This is a genomic window from Gordonia jacobaea (assembly GCF_965344965.1).
In the GTDB taxonomy this organism is placed as follows: Bacteria; Actinomycetota; Actinomycetes; order Mycobacteriales; family Mycobacteriaceae; genus Gordonia; species Gordonia jacobaea.
The window spans coordinates 823,729-850,015 of sequence record NZ_CBDRLS010000001.1; the positions used below are offsets into that span (position 1 = coordinate 823,729).

Sequence of the window (26,287 nt, forward strand, 5' to 3'; positions counted from 1 at the left end):
ATGCTTACTCCCAGGCTCTAGAAGCGGGGATGCTCTCCGACGACCGTCACCTTGGGGACGTCGTGGTTCTTCGGTTCCGGTGAACGCTTGATCGAGCCGAGCACCCAGTTGTCGACGTGGCGGGCGGTCAGCACAGCCAGCGCACGGTCGGTGTCCTCGGGCGCCACGATGGCGACCATCCCGACACCCATGTTGAATGTGCGTTCCATCTCGGCCTGCTCGACGCGGCCACGCTGCGCGATGAGCGCGAAAATCGGTGCGGGCGTCCAGGTTCCACGTTCGAGCTCGGCGACCAGGCCGTCGGGGATGACGCGTGAGAGGTTCTCGGCGAGTCCGCCGCCGGTGATGTGCGCGAAGATCCGCACGTCGGTCTCCGCAGCCAGTGCGAGGCAGTCGCGCGCGTAGATGCGGGTCGGTTCGAGGAGTTCCTCGCCCAGCGTGCGCCCGAACTCCTCCACGTGGCCACTGAGATCCATATGGCCCCACTCGAGCAGCACCTTGCGCGCGAGTGAGTATCCGTTGGAGTGCAGCCCCGACGACCCCATCGCGATCACGACGTCGCCCGCACGCACACGTTCGGGCGACAGCAGTTCGTCGGCCTCGACGATCCCGACAGCGGTTGCCGAGAGGTCGTAATGATCGGGCAGCATCAGTCCCGGGTGCTCGGCCGTCTCGCCGCCGAGCAGCGCGCACCCGGCGGCCACACAGCCGTCGGCGATGCCCGCGACGATTTCTGCGACGACCTCCGGGATCACCTTGCCGATGGCGATGTAGTCCTGCAGGAAGAGCGGCTCTGCACCACACACGACGAGGTCGTCGACGCACATGGCGACGAGGTCTTGTCCGACGGTGTCGTGCTTTCCGACCGCCTGCGCGACAGCGAGTTTGGTACCCACACCGTCGCTCGATGCCGCGAGGACCGGCTCACGGTAGTTGCCCTTGAGTGCGAACAAACCGGCAAACCCGCCCAGTCCGCCCATCACCTCGGGTCGCGTGGCGCGCTTTGCGTGCGGAGCAAACAGCTCGACGGCGCGCTCACCTGCGTCGATGTCGACACCAGCAGCCGCGTACGACGCTCCGGCATCCGTCGGCGTCGAGTCGCCCGTACTCGGTTCGTTGGCTACCGAATCCTTCTCGGACATGTAGGCGCGCACCCCTGTTCGCAATCGCTGATGGTCGGATCACACGCTACCGGAGAGCGCGCAAGCAGTCGCCACAGGCAGGAGTTCACGAGAGGGGGTTCACGGTGGCGCGGTTGCGCCGGCAGGTGAGTTCAGGGCCGCAGGACAGCGCTGGCGTTGTCGTTCGGCACTGTCAGCGGATCGACGCGGCCGTCACCTGCGGCGCTGGCGAGCATCTGCTCGAGGACAGCCTTGCCCATCGAGGTCTCCTTGGGGAGTTCGATGGGATAGTTGCCGTCGAAGCAGGCCGCGCACAGCGACGATGCGGGCTGGTCGGTGGCGGCGATCATCTCGTCGATGCTGATGTAACCGAGCGAATCGGCACCGATTGCCTGGCGCACGCCCTCGACCATGTGCTCCTCGGACTCCATGCCGTTGGCGATCAACTCCGCGGGCGACGCGAAGTCGATGCCGTAGAAGCAGGGCCACCGCACCGGGCTCGACGCGATGCGTACGTGGATCTCGGCCGCGCCCGCTTCGCGCAGCATCCGGATCAGCGCGCGCTGGGTGTTGCCGCGGACGATCGAATCGTCGACGACGACGAGCCGCTTGCCCCGGATCACTTCCTTGAGCGGGTTGAGCTTGAGGCGGATACCGAGTTGGCGAATGGTCTGCGATGGCTGGATGAACGTGCGCCCGACGTAGGCGTTCTTCATCAGTCCCTGGCCGTAGGGGATGCCCGACTCCTGGGCGTAGCCGACCGCCGCGGGCGTACCCGACTCCGGCACCGGGATCACCAGGTCGCCGTCGGCAGGGAACTCCCTGGCCAGTCGCCGACCGATCTCCACGCGGGTCGAATGCACCGACCGTCCGTGGATCACGCTGTCCGGACGGGCGAGGTAGACGTACTCGAAGACGCAACCGCGGGGCGTCGGCTCTGCAAAGCGGGTGCTGCGCACACCGTCGGCGTCGATGGCCAGCAGTTCGCCGGGTTCGATGTCGCGGACAAACGACGCACCGACGATGTCGAGCGCCGCGGTCTCGGATGCGACGACCCATCCCCTGTCGAGGCGGCCGAGCGACAGCGGTCGCACACCGTGCGGATCGCGAGCCGCGTACAGCGTGTGCTCGTCCATGAAGGTCAGGCAGAACGCGCCGCGCAGCGTCGGCAGGAGTTCCATCGCGGCCTGTTCGATGCTGCTGTCGGCCGCGCCGTGCGCCAGCAACGCGCCGACGATGTCGGAATCCGACGTCGCGGCTCCGCTGGCGATTCCCAGCTCACGGGCGCGACTTGCCAGATCAGCCGTGTTGACGAGGTTTCCGTTGTGCCCCAGGGCAACTCCGGTGCCTGCGTCTGTGGTGCGGAAGATCGGCTGCGAGTTCTCCCAGGTGGTCGAGCCGGTCGTCGAATAGCGGCAGTGTCCGATCGCGACGTGACCGACCATCGCGCCGAGCGTCTGCTCGTCGAAGACCTGACTGACCAGACCGAGATCCTTGAAGACAAGGACCTGCGAACCGTCGCCGACCGCGATGCCCGCGGCTTCCTGGCCGCGGTGCTGCAGTGCGTACAGGCCGTAGTAGCTGAGTTTGGCGACGTCTTCGCCGGGTGCCCAGACACCAAAAACGCCGCACTCCTCGCGCGGCTCGTTCTCGGGTTCGTCCATTGCGTCCCGTGCGGGACAGGCATGCTGGGTAGGAGCCAGCAGGTTGGCGCTTGTGATCGAAAGATCCGGCATACGACGGGCTCCCTGGGCTGAACGTGGCGGCACGGGCTTCGCGTGACGAAGGTAACCACCGGCAAGTTTACGTGCCGGTAGCTCCTCATTTCCAATTGTGCAGCGGCGTGGCACCTGCGGTTATTCCACGTGTGAGCCAGCGCACGCGCACATCTACACCCGAACGAGCGGCATCCAGGTGGCCACCTCGTCGGCCCTGCTACCCGACGAGGCGACCGCGCCGCTCGCGACCAGGTCGCCGAAATCCTCGTCACCGACGGCCAGAAGCAGCCACGACCTCGGATCGGTCTCGACAACGTTCGGCGGTGTCCCTCGCGTGTGGCGCGGCCCCTCGATGCACTGCACCGCCACGAACGGAGGCACCCGCACCTCGACGGAGTTTCCCGGCGCGATGTCTTCGAGGGTGCGCGCGGTCAGCCGCACGGCAGCTGCGAGTTCGGCTCGGCCGGGTGCGGGCAGGGTGTCGTCGCGCAGCCAGGGCGCGACAGCGAGGACCGCCGCGCGGGCGGCCGCGGGATCGATCGGTTTTCGCGCAGGCACCCCGCAATGATGCACCCGCCGCGTCGACGCCGATCCCGGTGCCCTCGGACAGTGTTGACACGAATGGCCGGTGCGCGAGCACCCGGTTCGGGCACCATTGACCGCATGGGAACCGATGTGCCCGATCAGAAGTTCACCGGAGCCGACCGGGTCCGTTTCCGACGCCAGGTCTCGCGCGGTACCGAGGCGATCGCGCGCATGCTCTCCGAGGGACTGTTCACCGATCACGGCGCACCCCCCGAACCCCTGCTGGGCATGGAGGTCGAGCTCAATCTCGTCGACGCCGAGATGAATCCGGCGATGGCAAACGCCGCGGTCCTCGACGCCATCGCCGACCCCGACTACCAAACCGAACTCGGCCAGTTCAACATCGAGATCAACGTCTCGCCTCGCCCCTTCACCACCGACGACACCATCTCTCTCGAGCAGGCTCTGCGTACCTCGCTTAACCGGGCCGAGAAGCGGGCAGCAGCCACCGACAGCCATCTCGTGATGATCGGCATGCTTCCCACACTGCGTGCCGAACACTTTGCACATCATTGGATTTCGGCCAACCCGCGCTACGACCTGTTGAACCGACAGATCTTCGACGCACGCGGCGAGGACATCGAGCTCGACATCACCGGGGTTGCCCTCGACGAGCACCACGACGCCGAACATCTGCACACCGCAACGGATTCGATTCTCCCCGAGGCCGCCTGCACCTCCCTGCAACTGCATCTGCGGGTCGCACCTGAGGACTTCGCTGCGCATTGGAATGCCGCACAGGCGATTTCAGGTGTGCAGGTCGCATTGGCGGGCAATTCCCCGTTCCTGGCCGACACCGCGCTGTGGCACGAGAGCCGCATCCCCGTGTTCGAGCAGGCAACCGACACCCGCCCGCTCGAGTTGAAGAACCAAGGCGTACGGCCCCGGGTGTGGTTCGGCGAGCGTTGGATCAACACCATCTTCGACCTCTTCGACGAGAACACCCGCTACTTCCCCGCGCTGCTACCCGTGTCGTCCGACGAGGATCCCCTCGCGACGCTCGACGCGGGCGGCATCCCGGCGCTCGACGAACTGCGGCTCCACAACGGAACCGTCTACCGCTGGAATCGTCCCGTCTACGACGTCGTCGACGGCCAGGCACACCTGCGCGTCGAGAACAGGGTGTTGCCCGCAGGACCGACCGTCGTCGACACCATGGCCAACGCGGCCTTCTACTACGGCGTGGTGCGCGGACTCGTCGAACAGGATCTGCCGCTGTGGTCACAGATGTCGTTCGACGCCGCCGCGGAGAACCTCCACGCCGGCGCGCGGTCGGGCTTCGACAGTCAGCTGTACTGGCCGAGCGTCGGGTGGATACGCCCGGACGAACTCACGCTTCGGCGTCTGCTTCCGTTGGCCGAGTCGGGTCTTCGCTCGTTCGGGGTGTCGGACAAGGCGCTCTCGCGGTATCTGTCCGTGATCGAGGGGCGCTGCATCACCCGCCAGTCGGGAGCGGTGTGGCAACGTCGCGCGGTGGCCGCACGCGAGGCCGCGGGCGAGGGTCGCGACGCGGCGCTGCACGGCATGCTCGCCGACTACGTCGCGCTGATGCACGAGGGCGAACCCGTGCACGCGTGGCCACTCTCCTGAAGGCTTTTCCACTACGGCTATGCGCCGACTGTGACCGCCTTCGGCTGGCCAGCAACGAGTCCGCGCCCGGTGACGAGCGGCAGATCGAGCGCGGTAGCAAGACCGGCCGACGCCGCGACCACAGCGGGAACCGCGTTGACCAGACGCATAGCCGTCACGATCATGCCCGAGACGTTGTGATCGCCGTTCTCCCCGTGATGGGTGAACTCCACCTGCATCTGCGGTTCGCCGGACACGACGATGCGGTACGAGCCGTCACCCTCCGCGGGCTTAGGCCACTCCGGACACTGATCGGGATGTGTGCGAGTGACGTGCTCGAGCACGATCCGGTCGGTGCCGTCGACCTGTCCCGCGACCTCGAACCGCAGTGCTGCCATCGTGCCCTGCGGAATCTCGACCGACACCGTCGAGTAGGCACGATCAGCAGCCACCCGCTCGACGCGTTCGACGAGCGGTTCGTCGAGCGTGATGCCCAGGCCCGCCGCGAGCTGCCGGACGACACTCCCCCACGCCATCGACAGCACACCTGGCGTCAGCAGCATCGGCGTGCTGTCCATCGGTTGGCCGAAACCGAACAGGTCGCGCATCACGACGGGTTGGTAGTAGGTCGAGTAGTCGGCGATCTCCATGCACCGGACCTCGTCGATACGCTGCGCGAGGCTCGTCATCGACAGCGGCAGCACGTCGTTGGCGAATCCCGGATCGATACCGTTGACGTGCAGCGTTGCACCTCCGCGGGCTGCCGCGGCCTCGACCTGCTCGACCATCGACGCCGGCAGGATGCCGTGCGGGAATTGCAGTACGACCGGCCCGCTCGACACCACGTTGATCCCCGCGTCGAGAAACCTGGTCAGGTCGTTGATCGACTCGACGACGCGGTCGTCTGTCATCGCGGTGTGCACGATGCAGTCGGGGGCGAGAGCCAACAGCTCGTCGACGTCCGACGTCGCAATGACCCCGAGTTCGCGCCCGAGGCCTGCCAACTCACCGGCGTCTCGACCGACCTTCGCGGGATCGGATACCCACACACCGACCAATTCCAGATCGGGGTGGGCGTCGATTCCGGCGATCGCATGCTTTCCGACGGTTCCGGTCGACCACTCAACCACGCGCAGACTCATGCCCACCAAACTAGAACACGTTCCACATCGGCGGACGGTATTCGGGCAATGCCCTGCCGGGCGTAATGTCGGCAACGATGTCGAGCTCCGAATACTCCGCCGCATCCACCCCGCCACCCATCGCGGTCACGCACGCGGGCCGTCGAACCAGGCTCAAGTGGCATCGGGCCAGGAGACGACCATCCGACACCCCGTTCACCGCGTCGCGGATCGTCGAGGCGATGCGGGTCGGTGCGAGTGTCGAAGTCGACCTTCTCATCCATGCCGATCGTGGGTTCGCCGTGCTGCACGATCGCGACCTCGCGCACTCGACGACGGGGCGCGGAGACGTCTCGCACGCTTCTGCGGCTTATCTGCGCGGACTGACGTTGACCGACAACGTCGGCGACCCGACGGACGACAGCGTCGTGCTCCTCGAAGACCTCGCGACCATGCTCGACGGCATCGAGATAGCCGACGACGCAATGCTGCAACTCGATTTCAAGGAAGACGCAGCGGCCCTCGACGACGAGGCGCTCAGCATCTTCGCGCGGGCCGTCGAACCCTTCGCGGGCAACGCGATCCTCTCGTGCGGCGACGCCGACGCCGTGACCGCCCTCTGCGACGCCGCGCCCGACATCCACGTGGGCTACGACCCGTGCCACCGCGGCGCGATCGGCCGTGTGCTGCACTCGGGGGATTTCCGCGGCTTCGTCTTCACCGCCTGCCGCGACTCACCGCGCGCCGAGATGATCTATCTGGACCAGGAACTCGTACTCCGCGCCGCGGATCGCGGCGCTGATCTGATCGCGGCATTCCACGCGATGAAGCGTGAGGTCGACGTCTACACCCTTGCGCGCGCCGATGCGTCGTCGATGGCCAGGTTCACGCGGCTCGTCGAACGTGGCGCCGACCAGATCACCACCGACGATCCGGAGGGCTTCTTCGCGGAAGGACTCTTCGCGAACGCGCCCGAATCCGATCGGCCAGACTAGATCCGATCGGCCAGACCGGCGGCGAACGGTGTGTCAGACCCGCAGCGCGTCGAACGGCGCGACGGGGATGTTGCGGATCACCACCCACACGCCCACGACGACCAGCGTCACGATCGGGGCGAACCGCAGGTGCTGCCAACTGCGCACCCTGCGGCCTCGCCACAAACCCACGCAGTAGGCAACGAAGGCCCACCCGAGCAAGGCGATTGCGACGACGCCGACTGCGTTGTACCGCAACGCTTCTCCGAGGTTGCCGTGCATGAGCCAGTAGATCGCACGTAGCGAACCACAACCGGGACAATCGATGTGCAGCAACGCCTTCGTCGGACACATCGGCAACGGCCCGCCCGGCGTCGTGGGATCGGCGAACCAAATTGCGGTACAGCAGCCAACCGCTGCGGCGACAACCACCGCGGGTCCCGCAACGCGGTGACGCGACACCGTGGTGACCGTCCCGAGGACCGCATGCTCGATGCGGACGGAAAGTCGCTCCCGCGGAGGATGCACGGGGCGCGTGTCCGACGCGGCGCCGTCGGCCGGCTCGCGTTCGGTCATCACGGGGTCGGTCATTCCTGTGTCGCGGTGGTCGTCAGTTCGCGGTCGTCAGTACGAGCTCGACGGGACGCTGGCGACGAGAATGACGAAGAAGATGACATAAATGAGGATGCTGACGACGACGCTCGCGACGCCCGCAATGGCACCCCACATGGCCCACTTCTTGGCATCATCGGCGGCCTGCTGCGCGCCCGCGTAATCGCCCGAGGCCCACAGACCGTTCACCGACGTCGCCTTGACGATCGACACGATGCCCAGCGGCAAGCAGCAGAGCACGGTGCACAGGATCGCCCACACCAGGTTGTTTTCGGGTGCCGCGGGTCCGTAGCCGTACTGGGGCTGCCCGTAGGGCTGCCCACCATATGGAGGCTGGCCACCGTACTGGGGCTGCCCATACTGTTGCTGGCCGTACTGTTGCTGATCGTATTGGGGCTGCCCATATTGCTGGCCACCGTAGGGCGCCTGGCCGTATCCGCCATCCTTCTTCAGCGGGTCGCCCTGCGGGTCATACGGGTTGGTCATCGGGATTCCTCTCGAGTTTGGTCGAGTGGAGCGTAACGGACACGGCCAGCGGACACCCTATACGGGCCGTCGATTCCATTCGAAGACTCGACAGCAGGAACAGCAGTCTCAGCCGAACAGCTTCGGCAGCGTGCCCTCGTGCACGGCGCGCAGTTCGTCGAGTGTCACCTCGAACTGGTCCTGCACGGTCACCGAGTCGGAACCCTGATCGACGACACCGATGCGCGTCCACGGCATCTGTCGGGCGGTGAGCATCGAGGTGAACCGCGACTCCTCGGTCCGCGGCACCGCGACCAGCACACGTCCCGACGATTCGGAGAACAGCCACACAAACGGATCAGCGTCTTCGGGAAGCAGGATGCGGCAACCGGTTTCACCTGCGAGCGCGGATTCGACGACGGCCTGGATCAGCCCACCCTCGCTGAGGTCATGCGCAGCCGAGACCAAGCCGTCGCGTGAGGCAGCAGTCAGAATGTCGGCCAGCAGTTTCTCGTGGTCGAGGTCGACCTCCGGCGGCACACCGCCGAGATGGTCGTACGCGACCTCCGCCCAGATCGAGCCGTCGAACTCGTCGCGCGTCTCGCCGAGCAGGATGAGCGTCTCGCCGGGTTCGGTACCGAAGTCGGTCGGGAGTCGACGATGCACGTCGTCGATCACACCGAGTACACCGACGACCGGTGTCGGCAGGATCGGCGTCGACCCCGTCTGGTTGTAGAAGCTGACGTTGCCGCCCGTGACCGGAATGCCGAGCTGACGACACCCGTCGGCCAACCCGTGCACAGCCTGCTGGAACTGCCACATCACCGCTGGGTCCTCCGGCGAACCGAAGTTGAGGCAGTTCGTCACCGCGCGGGGGGTTGCACCCGACGCCGCCACGTTGCGATACGCCTCGGCCAACGCGAGCTGTGCACCACGGTACGGGTCGAGGAAGGTGTAGCGCCCCGACGCGTCGGTGGCCAAAGCGATTCCGCGACCGGTCTTTTCGTCGATCCGAATCACTCCGGAGTCGGCATGCTCCGCGAGCACGGTGTTGCCGCGCACGTACCGGTCGTATTGATCGGTGATGAACTTGCGGCTGCAGAGTGCGGGCGACTCGAGCAGGTCGAGAAGCGTCTGACGCAGTTCGTCGGGAGTCGACGGACGTTGCAGCGCCTCCGTGGTCGACTCGACCACCCCGTCCTGCCAGTCGGGGCGGGCGACCGGACGCTCGTAAACCGGACCCTCGTGCGCGACGGTCCGCGGCGGGACGTCGACGACGGTCTCACCGTTCCACGTGATCACCAGGTTGTCGCCGTCGGTGACCTCGCCGATCACGGTGGCGAGTACATCCCACTTGCGGCACACGGCGAGGAAGGCATCGACATTCTCCGGGGTGACGACCGCGCACATGCGTTCCTGCGACTCGCTGGAGAGCACCTCCGCGGGCGTCATTCCCACCGCGCGCATGGGGACCTTCTCGAGTTCGATCTTCATGCCGCCGTCGCCGGCCGATGCCAATTCCGATGTCGCACAAGAAAGTCCGGCGCCACCGAGATCCTGGATACCGACGACCAGCCCCGCGTGATAGAGCTCGAGGCAGCACTCGATGAGCACCTTCTCGGTGAACGGGTCGCCCACCTGCACGCTCGGCAGCTTCTTGCGATTGGGGCCGGACTCGCCGGTGTCGTCGAAGGTCTCCGAGGCGAGCACCGACACACCGCCGATGCCGTCGAGTCCGGTGCGAGCACCGAACAGGATGATCTTGTTCCCGGTTCCCGACGCGAAGGCCAGTTGCAGGTCTTCGGTGCGCAGCGCACCCGCGCACAGTGCGTTGACCAGGGGGTTGCCCGCGTAACTCGAGTCGAAGACCGTTTCGCCGCCGATGTTGGGCAGTCCGAGCGAGTTGCCGTAGCCGCCGACGCCGCGGACAACGCCGTCGAGCACGCGTCGCGTATCGGGGGCGTCGGCCCTGCCGAAGCGGAGCTGGTCCATCACCGCGATCGGGCGGGCTCCCATGGCCATGATGTCGCGGACGATGCCACCGACACCGGTCGCTGCGCCCTGATACGGCTCGACGTAGCTGGGATGGTTGTGCGACTCGACCTTGAACGTGACAGCCCAGCCGTCGCCGATGTCGACGACACCCGCGTTCTCGCCGATGCCCGCGAGCATGCCCGAACGCATCTCCTCGGTGGTGGTCTCACCGAAGTAGCGCAGATGCACCTTCGACGACTTGTAGCTGCAGTGCTCCGACCACATCACCGAGTACATGGCGAGTTCGGAATCGGTCGGGCGGCGACCGAGGATCTGCTTGATCCGCTCGTACTCGTCATCCTTGAGTCCGAGTTCCTTGTAGGGCTGGGGCTGATCGGGGCTGTCGACTGCCCGTTCGATTGAATCCACAGACGTTGAATCCACAGACACGGTCTCCACAGGATCGCTCACCTGCCAGATTCTACCGCCCGGCCCGCATCGGGCTCGGACTGTGTCGACCGCGACCCGAGCGCACGACACAACGGCTACGGTGATTGATCTACGCGAAGCGGTTCAATCGGACTTTTGGGGGGATGATGACCGACGTCCGCAAGGCGCGGCAGCTCTTCGAGCTCGGGGTGCTCTCACTTGGGATCCCCGTCGAGGGCACCGACCCGGTCGACAACAAGGCGCAGGCAACAAAGGCGTTCACGCGCGCCAGCGAGTGGGACCCGACCATGGCCGACGCCTGGCTCGGCCGCCTGGCCTGCGGCGACACGTCGAACGAGGTGCTCTTCGCGCTCTATCGACACAGCGACCGCATCGGAGCGGAGCAACGCAGACTCGGACTGCCGCCCCGAACGCTTGTCGGGCGGTGGTACACCGGCATGTTCCTCGACTACCCGCTTACCGACGCCGTCGAGGCCGCGGCCGCCTACGCCGCGACCCTGATCGCGGGCGACGACTTCGCGGGAGCACGCGACGTCGTCGACGCGATTGCCGAGCAGCGTCGAACTCCGATCGTGACGTTCATCGAAGCCGTGCTCTACTTCCGCACCGGGCGATGGCCGGATGTGTTGTCGACGCTCGCGCGCTCAGAGCAGTGGCACGACCCCCACATGAGCGCCGTCGCCGACTACCTGACGGGCACCGCCTGCGCGCAGCTCGGAATGAGCGCCGAAGCCATTCGACGCCTCGAACGAGCCATGTCGTGCGCCATTCCCGCATGTGCGAGCCGGGCGATGTACACCTACGGGCTCACACTGCGCGGCGAGGGCAAACAGGCGCAGGCCACATCGATGCTCGAGCAGGCCTTCGCCAGCGATCCCTCGCTGACCGCGGCTGCCGACGCACTCCGGTCGCCCGCGACGCGACTGACCGTCACCACCGCCGACGAGATCGCGGCGCGGACCGATCCGTGGGATCCCGCGTCCGTCCCGACGACTCCCGGACCACTCACATCGCCGGAAAAGTCCGACGAGACGTCGCAGACCGCGGAAGATCTGGTGAGTGCCGCACAGGCAGAGCTCGACGCCCAGATCGGACTGACATCGGTCAAGGAGCAGGTCGCCAAACTGCAGTCGGCGGCGACGCTGGCCAGAATCCGCGCCGACCGGGGTCTCTCGACGTCGGCGCGCAGCCTGCACCTGGCGTTCACCGGGCCACCCGGCACCGGCAAAACGACCGTCGCGCGCGTGATCGCCAAGATGTACTGCGGGCTCGGATTCATCAAGTCCGACAAGGTCATCGAGGCCACCAGACGCGATATGGTCGGCGAACACCTGGGCAGCACAGCCATCAAGACGTCTGCGCTGATCGACTCGGCCATGGATGGTGTCTTGTTCATCGACGAGGCGTACACCCTTGTCCAGCAAGGACTCTCCGGTGGCGACGCCTTCGGACGCGAGGCCGTCGACACCCTGCTGGCTCGCATGGAGGACAACCGCGACCGGCTCGTGGTGATCATCGCGGGCTACGACGCCGAGATCGACAGGTTCCTCGCCTCCAACGACGGCCTTGCGTCACGATTCGCCCGACGCATCCGCTTCGACTCGTACACGCCGAAGGAACTGGCCAGCATCGGCGACTACCTCGCGCGGCGTCGTGATTCGATACTCACCCCCGAAGCAGCGGCCGAGATCGAGCAGGCGTGTGCACCGCTCTATGAGGATGTACGCGAAGCCGGTGCGGGAACGCGGCGGGGAATCGACCTCGCCGGTAACGGCCGCTTTGTGCGGAACATCGTCGAATCTGCCGAGGAAGAGCGCGAATATCGGCTCACCGCAGGCGATCTGGGCTCGCTGTCAGCCGAAGACCTGATGCGGATCGAAGCAAGCGACGTGCGCGCCGCTATCGCGACTCTGATGTCGGGGTTGGCTCTGAACTCGTGACATCGATGATCGCGTCGCGCAACTCCGGTCGGCAGATCACGAGGTCGGGCAGATAGGTGTCGTCCTGGTTGTAGACCAGCGGCGAGCCATCGATTCGACTGCACCACAGACCTTTTGTCTGCGCGACGGCCACCGGTGCCGCGGAATCCCACTCGTACTGCCCACCCGCGTGCACGTAGGCGTCGGCCTCACCGCGCACCACGGCCATCGCCTTCGCGCCCGCTGAACCCATCTGCACGACCTCGCCGCCGATCGCGTCGGCGACGGCCTGCGAGAAAGCGGGCGGACGAGATCCACTGACGACGACGCGCGGGGCGTCACCGCGCGGAACGTCGGCAAGTCCTTCGGTCGGCGCCACGGGCGTCTCGTCGTCGACGTAGGTGATCCCGAGCGCGGGCAGCGCGACGGCACCGGCGATGAGCGTGCCGCCGCCGGTCGACGACCAGAGCGCGACGTGCACGGCCCAGTCCTTCCGGCCCTCACCGGATTCGTCGACGGCCCCGTATTCCCGTGTGCCGTCGACGGGGTCGACGATCCAGACGCGCGGCGAGATCAGCCGGGCTTTGTCGTCCGTCGACTCCTCCGAGAGGACGGCGTCGTCGGGGCGATCGGTGGCGAGGCGGGCGAGCAGGAAGTCGTTGGAGCGTCGATCTCCCTCGTCGCCGAGCGCGCGGCCGGTCAGGCCGCTGTTCGCACGGATTTCGAGAAGCAGTTCACCTGCTGCGGTCGCCAATTCTCCGGCAAGGCTGCGGTCGTCCACTCGTTGTCCCTTCCACCCTCTCGCCCAGGCGCCGGGATGCGCCTGCGCGCGCCGGCCACGCCGACGCCTGCTGATCGTAGACCGAGAACTCGGCGCTCATAGCCCGAGAAGTTCGAGGACAGCGGCAGCCGTCTCCGCTGGCAGCCCGTCGGTCGGCCGGATCACGACGTCCGGTTTCTCGGGCCGCTCATACGGCGAGTCGATACCGGTGAAGTGACTGATCTCACCGCGACGGGCGCGGGCGTAGAGGCCCTTGGGGTCGCGGCGTTCACACTCCTGCAACGACGTGTCGAGGAAGATCTCGTAGAACGGCAGTGCGCGTTCGTCGTGGATCTCGCGGGCACGCTGACGCTCCGCCGCGAACGGCGAGATCAGCGAGACAATCGCGACGGAGCCGGAATCGGCGAACAGTGCCGCGACTTCTGCTGTGCGCCTGATGTTCTCGCGCCGATCGTCGTCGCCGAAGCCGAGGTCGGAGTTGAGGCCGTGTCGGAGATTGTCTCCGTCCATCAGATACGCCGGTCGCCCCTGCGTGACCAGTCGACGCTCGAGTTCGATTGCCACAGAAGACTTTCCAGAGCCCGACAATCCGGTGATCCACAGGGTCCCACCACGGTGGGGGCGCTGCTCCCGCGACACTTTGCTGGCCTGCCACACGACGTTCGGGTTCAGATCGCGCTCATTGCCCGCCGACTGCCCGCCGTCGCCCCCGTCTGTGTTCATTCTGTCGTCATCCCCGTCGCGCCCACCTTCATCTCGCTGCTGACGCCGAATGGTCTCAGCTTGCCACGTCACGGTCGTGTCACAGCTCACAATTCCAGCTAACGATTCGGCCGTATTGCCCGAATTAACCGTCGTGCATCGCCGCACATCCCTATGCGGCGGCGTTCCCGCCAACGATTCGCATCCGGAACCCGATCGAGGACTACACCATGCATCATCGACACACAATCCGCACCCGCGTCGCAACAGCACTTGCAGCCGCCGGGGTCGCCGCGTCCTCGCTCGCCGCGCTCAGCGTCGGCTCGGGTACCGCCCATGCCGAAACGGTCGCGCCCCTCGAACGGTGTTGGGGCATCAGCCCGAACATCGTCGACCAGCCCTACAGCACCGCGCGACTGTTCGTCTCCCAGACGGGACCGGGCACAGTCACCGCCGCCGTCCGCGACATCTCGTCCTTCTGGACATTCAGCGGAGGATACGAATCCGTCGGGCGGCTCGACTGGCACAACTTGAACACCAACCGCAAGGGGACTGACTTCGACACGGCAAAGATCGCCCTCTTCGTCGGTGGACCCACCTTCGCGCTCAACACCGGCCCGGGCAAGGTCCGGGTCACGCTCAGCGCGGTCAACCGCAACGCGCTGTGGGCAATCCCCACCACCGCCTGCAGCGGAACAATCACCGTGCGCTAAACCCCTGGCGCTACCCACCACTGCACGCAGCAGGAACCGCACGCAAGACTACCAACCAAGCATTTGCTAGGTTAGGCTCGTGAGCATGAGCGACGCCGTGATCCCCGCCCCGCTTGGTCCCGACGACCTCGGCCCGGACACCTCGCCGGTCTCCTACGAGGTCGGCGGTCCGGGTGGCGCGGTCGCCTACGTGACGCTGAACCGGCCCGAGTATCGCAATGCCCAGAACTCGGTGATGACGTACTCGCTCGACGCCGCGTTCCGCAAGGCAGTCGACGACCCCGACGTCAAGGCGATCGTGCTTCGCGCGAACGGCAAGCACTTCTCGGCGGGCCACGACATCGGCACCCCGGAGCGTGACTTCGACACGTACTACGACAACGTCGCCGCCCTGCACTGGGACCACACAGACAAGTCGGGAGCCGATCAACGTCTCGCCCGCGAGACCGAGGTCTACCTCGGGATGTGCCGACGGTGGCGGGAGATCCCGAAGCCGATGATCGCGGCCGTGCACGGCGCATGCATCGCGGGCGGCCTGATGCTCGCGTGGGTATGCGACTTCATCGTCGCCTCCGACGACGCGTTCTTCTCCGATCCCGTTGCACGTATGGGCATTCCGGGCGTCGAGTACTTCGCACACGCCTACGTGCTGGGTCCACGTCGCGCCAAGGAGATCCTCTTCACCGGCGAACGCTTCACCGCGACACAGGCAGAACAGTGGGGCATGGTCAACCACGTCGTCGAGCGGGATGGCCTGGGCGCCAAGGTCGATGCGATCTGCGAGAACATCGTCGCGATGCCGATGCAGGGACTGTTCTTGTCCAAGAAGGCGGTGAACATCTGCGAGGACCAGATGGGCATGCGCACCGCGATGGACTCGGTATTCGGCTGGCACCATTTCGCGCATTCGGCCAACGCCGAATCCTCCGGTGGAGACTCGCTCGGCGGCATGGATGCCAAGTCGATGAAGGCGTCCGCGGGCTCGACGTCGAACGGACGCTGACCGATGGACCTGACGTTCGACGCCGCCGCTGACGAGTTCCGCTCCGAGGTGCGCACCTGGCTCGCAGATCATGTTCCCGCACAACCACTTCCCTCGATGGACACCGCCGAGGGCTTCGAGGCGCACCGGGAGTGGGAGCGCACAATGGCCGCCGACCGCATGTCGGTGGTGAGCTGGCCGGAGGAGTTCGGTGGCCGTGACGCCCCGCTCCTGCACTGGATCATCTTCGAGGAGGAGTACTACCGTGCCGGCGCACCGGGCAGAGTGAGCCAGAACGGCATCTTCCTTTTGGCACCAACACTTTTCGAGCACGCACATCCAGAACAACTGGCCCGAATCATGCCCAGGATGGCGCGTGCCGACGACATCTGGGGCCAGGCGTGGAGCGAACCCGAAGCCGGCAGCGACCTGGCCTCGCTGCGCTCCACGGCCACCCGAACCGACGGCGGCTGGCTTCTCAACGGCCAGAAGACGTGGAGTTCCCGGTCGAGCTTCGCCGACTGGGCATTCGGCCTGTTCCGCACCGACAAAGAGGCGCAACGCCACCGGGGACTCACCTACTTCATGTTCGACCTTCGCGGGCCGGGCGTCACGGTGCGGCCGATCCCTCAACTCGACGGCGAGCCCGGTTTCGCAGAAGTCTTCTGCGAGAACGTCTTCGTCCCCGACGACCCCGCCGATCCCGCGAACTCCGGCGTCATCGGCGACGTCGACAACGGGTGGCGGGTGGCGATGAGCACCGCCGCCAACGAGCGCGGACTGTCGTTGCGTTCGCCAGGTCGCTTCCTCGCCACCACGGATCGCCTCGTCGACCTGTGGAAAGCGCAGCGGGACAACGTACCCACCGCCTCCGGCGTCGATACACGCGTCGCCGACGCCTGGATCGGCTCGCGGGCCTACGAGCTGTCGACGTACGCGACGGTCAGTCGGCTCGCCGCCGGTGGCCAGTTGGGCATGGAGTCGTCGATCAACAAGGTCTTCTGGTCGCAGTGGGACATCGCGGCCCACGAGACAGCGCTGGAGTTACAGGGCACCGACGCCGAGATCGACGACGCATGGATTGACGGCTACCTCTTCTCGCTGTCCGGGCCGATCTACGCAGGTACCAACGAGATTCAGCGCAATGTGATCGCGGAGCGCCTCCTCGGCCTCCCGCGCGGGGATAGGTGAACGATGGACTTCCTGCTGTCCGACATCCACGACGACCTCGCATCGAGCGTCGACACGCTCCTCACCAAAGCCGACACACCCGTCGTCGCGCGGGCTTGGGCCGACGGTGATCGCTCTCCCGCGGCAGGTGTCTTCCGCCAGCTCGCCGACATCGGCGTGTTCGGCCTGCTCGTCGACGAGGAGCACGGTGGCGCCGGAGCAGGCGCCGTCGAGATGGTCGTCGCACTCGAACAGATCGGCCGCCACGCGCTCCCCGGGCCGATCGTCGAATCCGTTGCGGTGGTGCCGATCCTGCTTCGGTCGGCCACGGAGTCAGATGCCCTCGACGCTGCGGCATCCGGACGCCTGAGTTCGGTGGCAATCGCGCCACTGTCTCCGCGTGCAGCCGACACCGATGCTGCCGAACACGTCTACGTCATCGACAACGACGTGTTGTCGCTCGCGACGGTCGTCGACACAGCACAGTCGGTCGATCCCACGCGAACGGTGTCCACGGTGCGCGCGGCCGAGGTGATCGCAGACGGTGTCGATGGCGACCGAGCCGCACAGTTCGGCGCACTGGCTACCGCGGCTCAACTACTCGGTCTCGGCTCGACGATGCTCCGAATCGCATCCGACTACGCGTTGTCACGCAAGCAATTCGGGCGTCAGATCGGATCGTTCCAGGCGGTCAAGCATCACCTCGCCGACGTCGCGATCGCCATTGAGATGGCGCGCCCACTCATCCACGGTGCAGCGGTCGGCATCGACGGTGGGGTTCCCGAGGGCGTCGACGTGAGCCGTGACATCTCCGCGGCCAAGGTCGCGGCGGCCGACGCCGCGTACCTGGCATCCCGGCGATCTCTGCAGGTTCTCGGTGCGATCGGGTACACCTCCGAACACGATCTGTCGTTGTACATCACCAAGACTCGTGCACTGGTGAGCGCGTGGGGGACGGCGGCACAGCATCGCTCGCGGATTCTGGAGTCGCTGTGAGCACGACGACACACAGCGCGGTATCCAGCGAGGACCGGGAAGCATTGCGCCAGTCCGTCTCCGACCTCTTGGCCAAGCGATCCGACTCCACAGCGGTGCGCGCGGCGATGCGCACACCCCACAGGTTCGACAGCGACCTGTGGCGCACGCTGTGCAACGAGATCGGCGTGGCAGCCCTCGCGGTCCCGGAGGAATTCGGCGGTGCGGGAGCGTCGTTCATCGAAACCGCAACGGTGCTCGAGGAACTCGGCGCGACGCTGAGTCCCGCGCCTGCCTTCTCAACGGCACTCGCCACCGGCGCCCTGCTGCTCAGCGGCGATACCGATGCGTGCGAACGACTCCTTCCCGACATCGCATCCGGAGAACGCATCGCCAGTCTGTGCTGGGCGGGCGCGACGGGGTGGGACATCCCCGGTGTCTCCAGTGAAGCCGGATTGCTCACCGGCACAGCAGAGTTCGTCATCGACGGCGAGTCAGCCGACCTGCTGCTCGTCCTCGCCGGCACACCGTCAGGCATCACACTGCACGTCGTCGATGCCGACGCCGACGGTGTCGAGGTGACCGCACTCCCCACCGTCGACCCGACGCGGCCGTTGGCCCGCATCACATTCGACGACACCGCTGCCACCGCTGTCACCGCAGAGGGCAACGTGGTGTCGCGACTGCGCACGCTTGCCTGGGCACTCCTCGCCGCCGAACAGGTCGGCGGCGCCGACCGCGCGCTCCGACTCGCAGTGGAGCACGCATCGTCGAGGACGCAGTTCGGCCGGATCATCGGGTCATTCCAGGCGCTCAAACATCGCATGGCCGACATGTACACGCTCGTCGAGTCGTCGCGATCGCTCGCGCGCGCGGCCATCGAGGCCGTCGTCACCGACGACCCGAATGCCGCCGACCTCGCGGCCTCGGCCCACGTCTACTGCTCGGAAGCGTTCGCCACCGTCGCGGGCGAGGCGATCCAGATCCACGGGGGCATCGGGATCACGGCCGAACACGACATCGGGCTGTACTTCAAACGCGCCCACGGCAGCGCCCAGCTCTTCGGCCAGCCACACGACATCGTCGCCGAGATGGTCGACGCCCTGCGCGGCTAGCCGAGCCGGCTGAGCGCTGGTCGAGCCCCGGACCGCTGGTCGAGCCGCACCGCTGGTCGAGCCCCGGATCGCTGGTCGAGCCTGTCGAGACCACCAGCCGCAGCGGGAAGTGGTCTCGACTCGGGTGCTCGCTCCGCTCGCGCCCGCTCGACCAGCGGGGGAAGGCCTCGCTGCTCGAGCCACCACCCGCTGGTATAGCCACAACCGCTGGTCGAGCCCTACCGCTGGTCGAGCTTGTCGAGACCACCCCACCACTGATCGAGCAGCCCCACCGCTGGTCGAGCCTGTCGAGACCACCGGCCGTGGGAAGTGGTCTCGACTCGGGTGCTCGCTGCGCTCACGCCCGCTCGACCAGCGGGGAAGGCCTCGCTGCTCGAGCCACCACCCGCTGGTATAGCCACAACCGCTGGTCGAGCCCTACCGCTGGTCGAGCTTGTCGAGACCACCAGCCGCAGCGGGAAGTGGTCTCGACTCGGGTGCTCGCTCCGCTCGCGCCCGCTCGACCAGCGGGGGAACGTTCGCCGCTCGGGCCAACCCCGCTCAACCAGCGGGGGAGGCTTCGCTCGACCAGCGGAGGACGTTTCGCTTGTCGCGACCTACCGCCTGCGCGGCGCCACGGCCGCGACGATCTTGTCAGCGGGACCCGCCAGGAAGAGCACCACCAGCCACCAGCTCCCCCACTGCGGCACCACCAGCGACCCGACGAGAGCCACGACGAGCGCAATCACCGTGCCGACATCGGGAGCACTCGCCACCCACTCGTCGACATCTTGGCCAGCTGCCAACAGCTCCCGATGCCTCCTACCCCACTCACTTATCGCCACCAGGCTCGACACCGACACCAGGAGCACCGCGATGTAGAACGCCGTACCCCACTTCAACGTCGGACCACTGATGAGCGAGGTGGCGAAGGGCAGCACGACGATCGTGAACAGCCACACCATGTGCAGGTTGAACAGCACCTTGTCGTAGGCGTCGAAGTACTCGATCATGCGATGGTGATTGCGCCACAGCACCCAGATCACGAAGAAACTGATCAGGAATCCGAGGAGCTCACTGGAGTGGTCGCGAAACACCGCGACCACGGTCGTATCGCTCCCGATCTCCTTACCGATCTCGGCGAGAGGCAAGACCAACAGCGTGAGCGCAATGGCAACCACCGCATCGGCGAACGAGATCAACCGTCGAAAACCCTCAGCGGTACGTCGCCCTTCGGGTGCTGCCATGCACCGACTTTAGAACGCCGCGGCGACCTCTGCCTCCGTGAATCCGTAATCCGAGAGGGCATACCGATGTTGGGGCCGACGTGCGCCCGACGCGCTCTCGGCATCGAGGGCGACCATCGCGGCGCGCGCCGGTTCCGAGATGTCGGTGCCCAGCGCCGCATACACGCGTTCGACGGTCCCGAGCGGGTCTGCCCGCAGGTCGTCGAAGTCGACGTCGAGGAACTGCGCCTCGTCGTATTGCGCACGCGCCTGCGAGAATTGGTGCAATCCGCGTGACCAGAGGTCGAGTTGTGTCCGCCCGATCGTGTCGCCGACGAACACCGTCGACCAACCCGGAGTGGCGTGCTCGGCGAGACTGCACATCGACGCGATGATCGTCTCCGGCGCGCGATGCGTCTGGATCACCAGGGCGTCGGGATACACCGCCATCAACGCATCGAGCGCGAAGAGATGACTCGGGTTCTTCAGCACCCATCGTTTCCCGCGATCGTTCGAGCCGATCATCTGAAGATTTCGACGATGCCGCGCGTACGCCGGTGTCCAGTCCTGCTCGGCGAGCCACCTCGAGTACGTCGGCACGTACGCGAGCGATTCGTACGAGATCGACATGATGCTCTGCCGCAACAACTGCCAGCACTCCTCGACCTCACCGGCGTCGAGATAGTGCAGACCCATGAATTCCGGATTCTCGACGTGGTGCTGCGCGATACCGGCATCGATCTGCTGATAGACCGGATCGGACGCCCACTGCTCGCGCGGCGGCCGCGGCTGCGGAAACTCGGTGAGCCACATCTCGAGTCCCTGGTGCGCGGGGTCGGCGGCGAGCAGTCGATGCAGAGCAGTGGTCCCGGTGCGGGGTAGTCCGGTCACGAAGATCGGACGGGTGATCTCGACATCGACATACGACGGGTTGGCACGCCACGACGCTTCGCTCATCAGTCGAGCGATCAACGCCCCCTTGAGGAAGTACCGAAACATCTTGCTACCGAGCTCGGTGAGGCCCGCTTCGTTCGCGTACGAATCGAGAAGCACGCCGAGCGGCTCGAGGTATGCGTCGTCGCCGAAGTCATCGAGACCCGTTGTCCGCATGGCAGATTCGTGCAGATCGTCGACCGTTCCGACGTTGCGTCTACCGGCCAGCTCAGTCATGGTATTCCCCACAGTTCACGTCGAGGGTGTGGCCGGTGATCGCACTGGCTGCGTCGGAGGCGAGAAATACGACGGCGTCGGCGATCTCGTCCGGCTCCGGCAGACGCTTGAGGTCGGAGCGCGCGGCGGTCTGCGCGTAGACGTCGTCCTCGCTGATGCCGTACTTCTTGGCGACCTCGCCGAAGTACCACTTGAGTTGGTCGTCCCAGATATAGCCCGGTGCAACGGAGTTCACCCGTATCCGTTTGTCACCCAATTCCGTGGCCAACGTCTGCGACATGGCGAGCAGCGCCGACTTCGCCAACTTGTAACTGCCGTAACGCGGTTCGGAGTGTCGGATCACCATCGAGTTGATGTTGACTATCGCGCTCGTCGCTCGCGGCGATGAGGACTCCGACGCCGCGTCGGCAAGCGCGGCGGTGAAGGCTTTCACGACGCGCAGCGTGCCGAGCACGGTGAGTTCGATACTCGCGTTGATCTGTTCGAAGTCAGTGCGAGCCAACGGCTTCATCGAGGGAAGCGCGAAGGCGTTGTTCACGACGACGTCAGCCCGTCCGAACTCGGCAAGAGTGGCAGCGACCAACTGGTCGACCGCGTCGTCGTCGGTGATGTCGGTGGGTACCACGAGTGAGCGGCCACCGGCAGCGTCGACCTCAGCGGAGATCTCCTTGAGTCGCGACTCGGTTCGCGCGGCGAGCACCACGCGAGCGCCCTGTGCTGCCGAACGCAGGCAGATCGATCGACCCAGTCCCGGTCCGACCCCGGATACGACGACCACCTTGTCGTCGAGCAGCCCCGCACCCGCCATCTCGGTCATCCCAGCATTCTCTCTGCAAAGCCGCGCTGGCGGAGGGCGATTCGCGCAGCCCATCCCGCAGGGTCGAGCCTGTTGTCGTCGAGGTAAGGCAGATGATCGGCGATGTCGCCCGCGTCGACGACCTGTGCCGTCGGACCCTGTTCCGGCGGGATCGGCACATCGGTTCGCTGCCACCGGAATTGCATGATCCCGACCTCGTGACCGGTGGTCTCGATCCAGTTGGCGACGCCGGGATTGTCGTGTGCGAGCACCAATCGGATCATGCCGTCGCGGTCGACCTGCGCCTGCGCGGAGTTCAGGCTGGTCTGGTGGTTGACGTAGTCGAGCGAGATGTACCACATGCTGCCGAGCTGAAAACCCTGATATGGCGCAGCAGATTTCGGAACCGTGATGATCATGGCCTCACCGGGCAGCAGTCTGAAATGCCCGACGGACGAATACTGCGTCGACAATCCACCGGGCGTGAGCCGCGGCGGTGTGAAGGTGTTGACCGGCTCGTCGAGGTAGAACCACTTGGGAAAGTTGAACCAGGTGTTCAGCCGTGCCAGGAGCATCTTGCCCGCGGTGGCGTACCGTCGCTGCACCCGCGCGAGGTCGAGGTCGGCGGGGGCACTGCCCACCGTGTCGACACGCTCGATGGCGATCTCTCCCCTACGCTGCGACCAGTCGGAGTACACCTCACGCACCGCGAGCATCGACGCTCCGTCGCCGAGGGCGAAGTAGTCGTCGCGCGCAGATGCAGCGGACAGATCCTGCCCGAACATGATCTCGAACGTCCCGTCGGAGTTGATCGGAATCCGTCGGTCGTCGAAGGCGTCGTCGCCGCCGGGCACTTCGCTTGGTGTGTAGTCGCCGCGCAGTACCTGGAAGCTCAGATCCGTTGTGTTGCCGCGTCGTCCCCAGACCCGATACGTGGCGCTCGGCTCGATGTCGGCGTGGAGGTAGAGGGTGTCCGGGTTGTCGAGGCCCATCTTGGTGCTAGGTCCCGTCGAAGTGACGAACCCGGGATGGGTCCGACTGCGCGATCGCGCCAATTGCAGTGTCGCCGCGATGCTTCCGGCCAGGTAATCGAATCCCTCAGCGAGATCGGCTTCTGTGCGTGCGAAGTCGGCGTTGGCGATCAAGGTCTGCGCCTGCGTGATGGCGTCGGTGAAGGGACCGGTGACGTCGACTGTTCGCGAGATGGGGGTCGTCGTCACAGCCACGTGTCTCCTCCGGTCCAGGTCAGGAAGTTGTCGAGCTCGGCCTGCGCCGGGGTGACCCGCGGATGCTCGGTCGAGAGATAGCCACCCCGGTAGAAGAGAAGTGGCTTGTCCTGCAAGACTTCTCCGAGTGTCAGCGCCCGACCGATCACGATGTGGTGGTCGCCGCCGTCGTCGACGCGTTCGACGGAACACTCGACCCACGTCAAACCGTGTCTGATGACGGGGAGTCCTGCAGGCGACGGATCCCAGGCGATTCCCGCGAACTTGTCGTCGCCAGGCGCACCGAAGGCCGCACTGACATCCTGCTGCCGGTTGGAGAGGATGTTGACGCAGAAGCTCCCGTTCTCCTCGATCATCCGCCAGGTCCGCGACGTCTTCTGCGGGCAGAAGAGCACGAGCGGCGGATCGAGCGAGAGCGCCGCGAACGACTGACAGGCGAACCCCGACGGCGCCCCGTCAGCGGTGAGCGTGGTGATGACCGTGACGCCGGTACAGAACTGCCCCATCGCGGTGCGGAACTGACGTGTGTCGAAATCACTTGACCCGTACGGTGTCGCAGCCATCTGGACGCTCGCCCTCCCGTTCACTGGTTCTTGAATCCGACGGTGAAGTCGTGTCCCCACAAACTCACCGCGGTACTCTCCCTCGCCACCCATTCGCCGTCGTCGACCTGTCTTCCCTCACAGCCGAATTCGACGTCGAATCCGCCGGGGGTCTTCATGTAGAACGAGAGCATCAGGTCGTTGACGTGGCGTCCGAGCGATGCCGACATCGGTACTTTTCGACGCAGCGCCCTGTCGAGGCAGAGCCCGACGTCGTCGGACTCACCGACCTCGACCATGAGGTGCACGATGCCCGTCGCGTTCGGCATCGGCAGGAACGCGAGCGAATGGTGTCTCGGGTTACATCCGAGGAAGCGCAGCCACGGAACCTCGTCGCCCTCTTCACGACCGACCGCCTGCGGTGGGAGTCGCATCGAGTCACGCAGCTTGAAGCCGAGGACGTCGCGATAGAAGGCCAACGCTGCTTTGTCGTCGTCGCAGGTGAGGACGACGTGGCCGAGTCCCTGGTCGCCGGTCACGAACGAGTGCCCGTACGGGCTGACGACGCGGCGATGTTCCAGTGCGGCACCGTGAAATACCTCGAGGGTGTTGCCCGCCGGGTCGTCGAAGATAATCATTTCGTCGACCCGACGATCGGCGCGTTCCTCGTCCTTGCCCTCCCGGAAGATCACGCCCGCGGACGCGAGACGGTCCCGAACATCCTGCAGTGCTTGGGCATTCGGACACTCCCAGCCGGTGCTGCCGAGGTGGTCGCGGTCGGACGGCACGATGACAAGTCGTGCCGGAAAGTCGTCCATGCGCAGGTAGAGGGCGTCGGGTGTTGCACCTTTGCCCTCGATCATGCCGAGGACCTTGAGTCCGTATTCGCGCCACGCGGCCATGTCGGTGGCCTCGATGCGCATGTAGCCGAGGGAACTGATGGGGCTGTCGCTCATCGTCTCTGGTGCTCCACTCAGACCATCGTGTCGCCGACGGGAATTCCGAACTCCCCGTTACCGAATGCGACGTAGGCGCGCTCGGGATCGTTGGCGGCGTGGACGCGTCCCGCGTGGGCATCGCGCCAGAAGCGCTGGATGGGCGTGCCGTTCTCGAGGGCGTGTGCACCCGAATTCTCGAACAGCGTGTCGATCGAGGCGATCGCACGCCCGGTGGCCCGTACCTGGTCGCGACGAGCGGCGAGCCGCAGTTCCATCGGCACTTCCTCGCCGCGCAAGATGTAGTTGTACTCGTCGGCGAGATTGCCCGACAACTGGCGCCACGCCGCGTCGATATCACTTGCCGCACCGGCGATCCGGACCTTCGCGAACGGATCGTCCTTGGCCTTCTCTCCCGCATAGGCCGCACGCACTCGCTTGCCCTGATGTTCGACATGCGCGGCGTACGCCCCATAGGCCATGCCGACAATCGGCGTCGAGATGGTGCTGGGGTGGATTGTCCCCCAGGGCATCTTGTAGACCGGCGCGGTGTTGCGCTCGAGTCCCGGCGCCTGTCCCATCCCCATCGTGCGGTAACTGAGCATGCGATGCCGTGGCACGAAGACGTCCTTGACCTCGATCGTGTTCGAGCCGGTGCCGCGCAGGCCGACCACGTTCCAGACGTCCTTGATGTTGTAGTCCTCGCGCGGAATCAGGAAGCTGACGAAGTCGACGGGCTTGCCGTCCTTGATGACCGGGCCACCGACGAACACCCAGTCGGCGATGCCACTACCCGACGACCACGCCCACGACCCGTTCACGACGTACCCGCCGTCGACAACCTGGCCGGCACCCATCGGGGCATACGACGACGAGATGCGCACCGACGGATCGGAGCCCCAGACGTCTTCCTGCGCCTGCTGATCGAACAGGGCGAGATGCCAGTTGTGGACGCCGATGATGCCCGAGACCCACCCGGTCGATCCACATGCACTGCCGATCCTGCGCACTGCCTCGTAGAACGTGACCGGGTCGGCCTCGTATCCACCCCACTGCGACGGCTGCAGCAGCTTGAAGAAGCCCGCGTCGTCGAGGCTGGACACCGTTTCGTCGGGGATCTGGCGGAGGTCCTCGGTCTGCTGCGCCCGCTGCTCGATCTCGGGCAGCAGCGCGTTGATCTTCTCGAGCACCTGCGCAGCTGCGTCTGCCCGGTCGGCGCTCGTCTGCGCGTCCGGCGCCACCGATTGATGTGCTGACGGCTCATGTGCTGGCATCTGGCCCGGCTCCTACCTGTCGATTCGCGTTCGTGAGACACTGGTTTCAAATCTGAGATTAGAACAGGTTCTAGTTTTTGTCGAGATATTCGGAAACACAGGACCTTGGCCCCATGTACTGCTGCGATCGAGCGGCGCAGAGTCGATGTGGACACGAATACTGGAACCTGTTCTAGTATTCGATGAAGAGCGG

23 protein-coding genes and 1 pseudogene are annotated in these 26,287 nt (G+C 65.9%); 8 read left to right on the forward strand and 16 right to left on the reverse strand.

Annotation, left to right across the window (positions count from 1 at the left end; all coding sequences use genetic code 11):
* Nucleotides 1-17: 17 nt before the first annotated feature.
* From purM to ACRVY7_RS03785, 3 genes are all read right to left on the reverse strand, one after another.
* Nucleotides 18-1,142, reverse strand: coding sequence for a phosphoribosylformylglycinamidine cyclo-ligase (gene purM, locus ACRVY7_RS03775; RefSeq protein WP_431816032.1), 1,125 nt, complete (start codon nucleotides 1,140-1,142; stop codon nucleotides 18-20).
* 131 nt (nucleotides 1,143-1,273) lie between these two features.
* Nucleotides 1,274-2,857, reverse strand: a complete 1,584-nt coding sequence (gene purF / locus ACRVY7_RS03780) for an amidophosphoribosyltransferase (protein ID WP_005204188.1) — start codon at nucleotides 2,855-2,857, stop codon at nucleotides 1,274-1,276.
* Between the two features lie 153 nt (nucleotides 2,858-3,010).
* Nucleotides 3,011-3,397 (reverse strand): sterol carrier family protein, encoded by a 387-nt coding sequence (locus tag ACRVY7_RS03785; protein ID WP_431816033.1) that lies wholly within the window; start codon nucleotides 3,395-3,397, stop codon nucleotides 3,011-3,013.
* 105 nt (nucleotides 3,398-3,502) lie between these two features.
* Here ACRVY7_RS03785 and ACRVY7_RS03790 point away from each other — a divergent pair, with 105 nt between their 5' ends.
* Nucleotides 3,503-5,014: a glutamate-cysteine ligase family protein gene (locus ACRVY7_RS03790; protein WP_431816034.1), complete on the forward strand. Its 1,512-nt coding sequence runs from the start codon at nucleotides 3,503-3,505 to the stop codon at nucleotides 5,012-5,014.
* 17 nt (nucleotides 5,015-5,031) lie between these two features.
* On the opposite strand, the gene ACRVY7_RS03795 is transcribed toward ACRVY7_RS03790, so the two are convergent.
* On the reverse strand, nucleotides 5,032-6,135 hold the full coding sequence (locus ACRVY7_RS03795) for an NAD(P)H-dependent amine dehydrogenase family protein (protein WP_431816035.1): 1,104 nt from the start codon (nucleotides 6,133-6,135) through the stop codon (nucleotides 5,032-5,034).
* Between the two features lie 77 nt (nucleotides 6,136-6,212).
* On the opposite strand from ACRVY7_RS03795, the gene ACRVY7_RS03800 reads away from it, so the two are divergent.
* Nucleotides 6,213-7,109 carry a glycerophosphodiester phosphodiesterase gene (locus ACRVY7_RS03800; RefSeq protein WP_431816036.1) on the forward strand — a complete coding sequence of 299 codons (897 nt, stop codon included), beginning with the start codon at nucleotides 6,213-6,215 and terminating at the stop codon, nucleotides 7,107-7,109.
* 33 nt (nucleotides 7,110-7,142) lie between these two features.
* Here the strand turns inward: ACRVY7_RS03800 and ACRVY7_RS03805 are convergent, their stop codons facing one another.
* The 3 genes from ACRVY7_RS03805 to purL all read right to left on the reverse strand — a co-directional run bounded on the left by ACRVY7_RS03805 (nucleotide 7,143) and on the right by purL (nucleotide 10,598).
* Nucleotides 7,143-7,664, reverse strand: a complete 522-nt coding sequence (locus ACRVY7_RS03805) for a DUF2752 domain-containing protein (RefSeq protein WP_431816391.1) — start codon at nucleotides 7,662-7,664, stop codon at nucleotides 7,143-7,145.
* A gap of 48 nt (nucleotides 7,665-7,712) precedes the next feature.
* The gene (locus ACRVY7_RS03810; RefSeq protein ID WP_431816037.1) at nucleotides 7,713-8,186 is read right to left on the reverse strand and encodes a CD225/dispanin family protein; all 474 of its coding nucleotides are present in this window, start codon (nucleotides 8,184-8,186) and stop codon (nucleotides 7,713-7,715) included.
* A 108-nt stretch (nucleotides 8,187-8,294) separates the two neighbouring features.
* The gene (purL, locus tag ACRVY7_RS03815; protein WP_049698044.1) at nucleotides 8,295-10,598 is read right to left on the reverse strand and encodes a phosphoribosylformylglycinamidine synthase subunit PurL; all 2,304 of its coding nucleotides are present in this window, start codon (nucleotides 10,596-10,598) and stop codon (nucleotides 8,295-8,297) included.
* A gap of 137 nt (nucleotides 10,599-10,735) precedes the next feature.
* Between purL and eccA the strand changes: the two genes are divergently transcribed.
* Complete coding sequence (gene eccA, locus ACRVY7_RS03820) at nucleotides 10,736-12,529, forward strand: type VII secretion AAA-ATPase EccA (RefSeq protein ID WP_431816392.1); 1,794 nt, start codon at nucleotides 10,736-10,738, stop codon at nucleotides 12,527-12,529.
* Here eccA and ACRVY7_RS03825 read toward each other — a convergent pair.
* The gene (locus tag ACRVY7_RS03825; protein ID WP_431816038.1) at nucleotides 12,489-13,289 is read right to left on the reverse strand and encodes a 3'(2'),5'-bisphosphate nucleotidase CysQ; all 801 of its coding nucleotides are present in this window, start codon (nucleotides 13,287-13,289) and stop codon (nucleotides 12,489-12,491) included. The two genes, eccA and ACRVY7_RS03825, sit on opposite strands and share 41 nt — an antisense overlap.
* A gap of 96 nt (nucleotides 13,290-13,385) precedes the next feature.
* Nucleotides 13,386-13,955, reverse strand: a pseudogene (gene cysC / locus ACRVY7_RS03830) (adenylyl-sulfate kinase); the annotation flags it as partial.
* 266 nt (nucleotides 13,956-14,221) lie between these two features.
* Here cysC and ACRVY7_RS03835 point away from each other — a divergent pair.
* The 5 genes from ACRVY7_RS03835 (at nucleotide 14,222) to ACRVY7_RS03855 (ending at nucleotide 18,946) form a co-directional block, all read left to right on the forward strand.
* Nucleotides 14,222-14,704, forward strand: a complete 483-nt coding sequence (locus ACRVY7_RS03835) for a hypothetical protein (protein ID WP_431816039.1) — start codon at nucleotides 14,222-14,224, stop codon at nucleotides 14,702-14,704.
* An 85-nt stretch (nucleotides 14,705-14,789) separates the two neighbouring features.
* Complete coding sequence (locus ACRVY7_RS03840) at nucleotides 14,790-15,707, forward strand: enoyl-CoA hydratase (RefSeq protein WP_431816040.1); 918 nt, start codon at nucleotides 14,790-14,792, stop codon at nucleotides 15,705-15,707.
* 3 nt (nucleotides 15,708-15,710) lie between these two features.
* Nucleotides 15,711-16,877: an acyl-CoA dehydrogenase family protein gene (locus ACRVY7_RS03845; protein ID WP_431816041.1), complete on the forward strand. Its 1,167-nt coding sequence runs from the start codon at nucleotides 15,711-15,713 to the stop codon at nucleotides 16,875-16,877.
* Between the two features lie 3 nt (nucleotides 16,878-16,880).
* On the forward strand, nucleotides 16,881-17,852 hold the full coding sequence (locus ACRVY7_RS03850) for an acyl-CoA dehydrogenase family protein (RefSeq protein WP_431816042.1): 972 nt from the start codon (nucleotides 16,881-16,883) through the stop codon (nucleotides 17,850-17,852).
* A complete protein-coding gene (locus ACRVY7_RS03855) occupies nucleotides 17,849-18,946 on the forward strand; it encodes an acyl-CoA dehydrogenase family protein (RefSeq protein ID WP_431816043.1) in 1,098 nt (365 codons plus the stop codon). Before ACRVY7_RS03850 ends, ACRVY7_RS03855 begins: the two co-directional genes overlap by 4 nt.
* A gap of 596 nt (nucleotides 18,947-19,542) precedes the next feature.
* On the opposite strand, the gene ACRVY7_RS03860 is transcribed toward ACRVY7_RS03855, so the two are convergent.
* Genes ACRVY7_RS03860 through hsaA form a run of 7 tightly spaced genes read right to left on the reverse strand, consistent with a single transcriptional unit; the run spans nucleotide 19,543 to nucleotide 26,094 of the window.
* A complete protein-coding gene (locus tag ACRVY7_RS03860) occupies nucleotides 19,543-20,172 on the reverse strand; it encodes a TMEM175 family protein (RefSeq protein ID WP_431816044.1) in 630 nt (209 codons plus the stop codon).
* Nucleotides 20,173-20,181: 9 nt separating this feature from the next.
* Nucleotides 20,182-21,321, reverse strand: coding sequence for a sulfotransferase family protein (locus tag ACRVY7_RS03865; protein WP_431816045.1), 1,140 nt, complete (start codon nucleotides 21,319-21,321; stop codon nucleotides 20,182-20,184).
* Nucleotides 21,314-22,138, reverse strand: coding sequence for an SDR family oxidoreductase (locus tag ACRVY7_RS03870; protein ID WP_431816046.1), 825 nt, complete (start codon nucleotides 22,136-22,138; stop codon nucleotides 21,314-21,316). The genes ACRVY7_RS03865 and ACRVY7_RS03870 overlap by 8 nt, the downstream gene beginning before the upstream one ends.
* Nucleotides 22,135-23,337 carry a hypothetical protein gene (locus ACRVY7_RS03875; protein ID WP_431816393.1) on the reverse strand — a complete coding sequence of 401 codons (1,203 nt, stop codon included), beginning with the start codon at nucleotides 23,335-23,337 and terminating at the stop codon, nucleotides 22,135-22,137. The genes ACRVY7_RS03870 and ACRVY7_RS03875 overlap by 4 nt, the downstream gene beginning before the upstream one ends.
* Entirely contained in the window at nucleotides 23,334-23,906 is a 573-nt protein-coding gene (gene hsaB, locus ACRVY7_RS03880; protein ID WP_431816047.1) for a 3-hydroxy-9,10-secoandrosta-1,3,5(10)-triene-9,17-dione monooxygenase reductase subunit, read from the reverse strand. The genes ACRVY7_RS03875 and hsaB overlap by 4 nt, the downstream gene beginning before the upstream one ends.
* Nucleotides 23,907-23,926: 20 nt before the next feature.
* On the reverse strand, nucleotides 23,927-24,841 hold the full coding sequence (hsaC, locus tag ACRVY7_RS03885) for an iron-dependent extradiol dioxygenase HsaC (RefSeq protein WP_251721862.1): 915 nt from the start codon (nucleotides 24,839-24,841) through the stop codon (nucleotides 23,927-23,929).
* Between the two features lie 17 nt (nucleotides 24,842-24,858).
* Complete coding sequence (hsaA, locus tag ACRVY7_RS03890) at nucleotides 24,859-26,094, reverse strand: 3-hydroxy-9,10-secoandrosta-1,3,5(10)-triene-9,17-dione monooxygenase oxygenase subunit (protein WP_431816048.1); 1,236 nt, start codon at nucleotides 26,092-26,094, stop codon at nucleotides 24,859-24,861.
* Nucleotides 26,095-26,287: the final 193 nt, after the last annotated feature.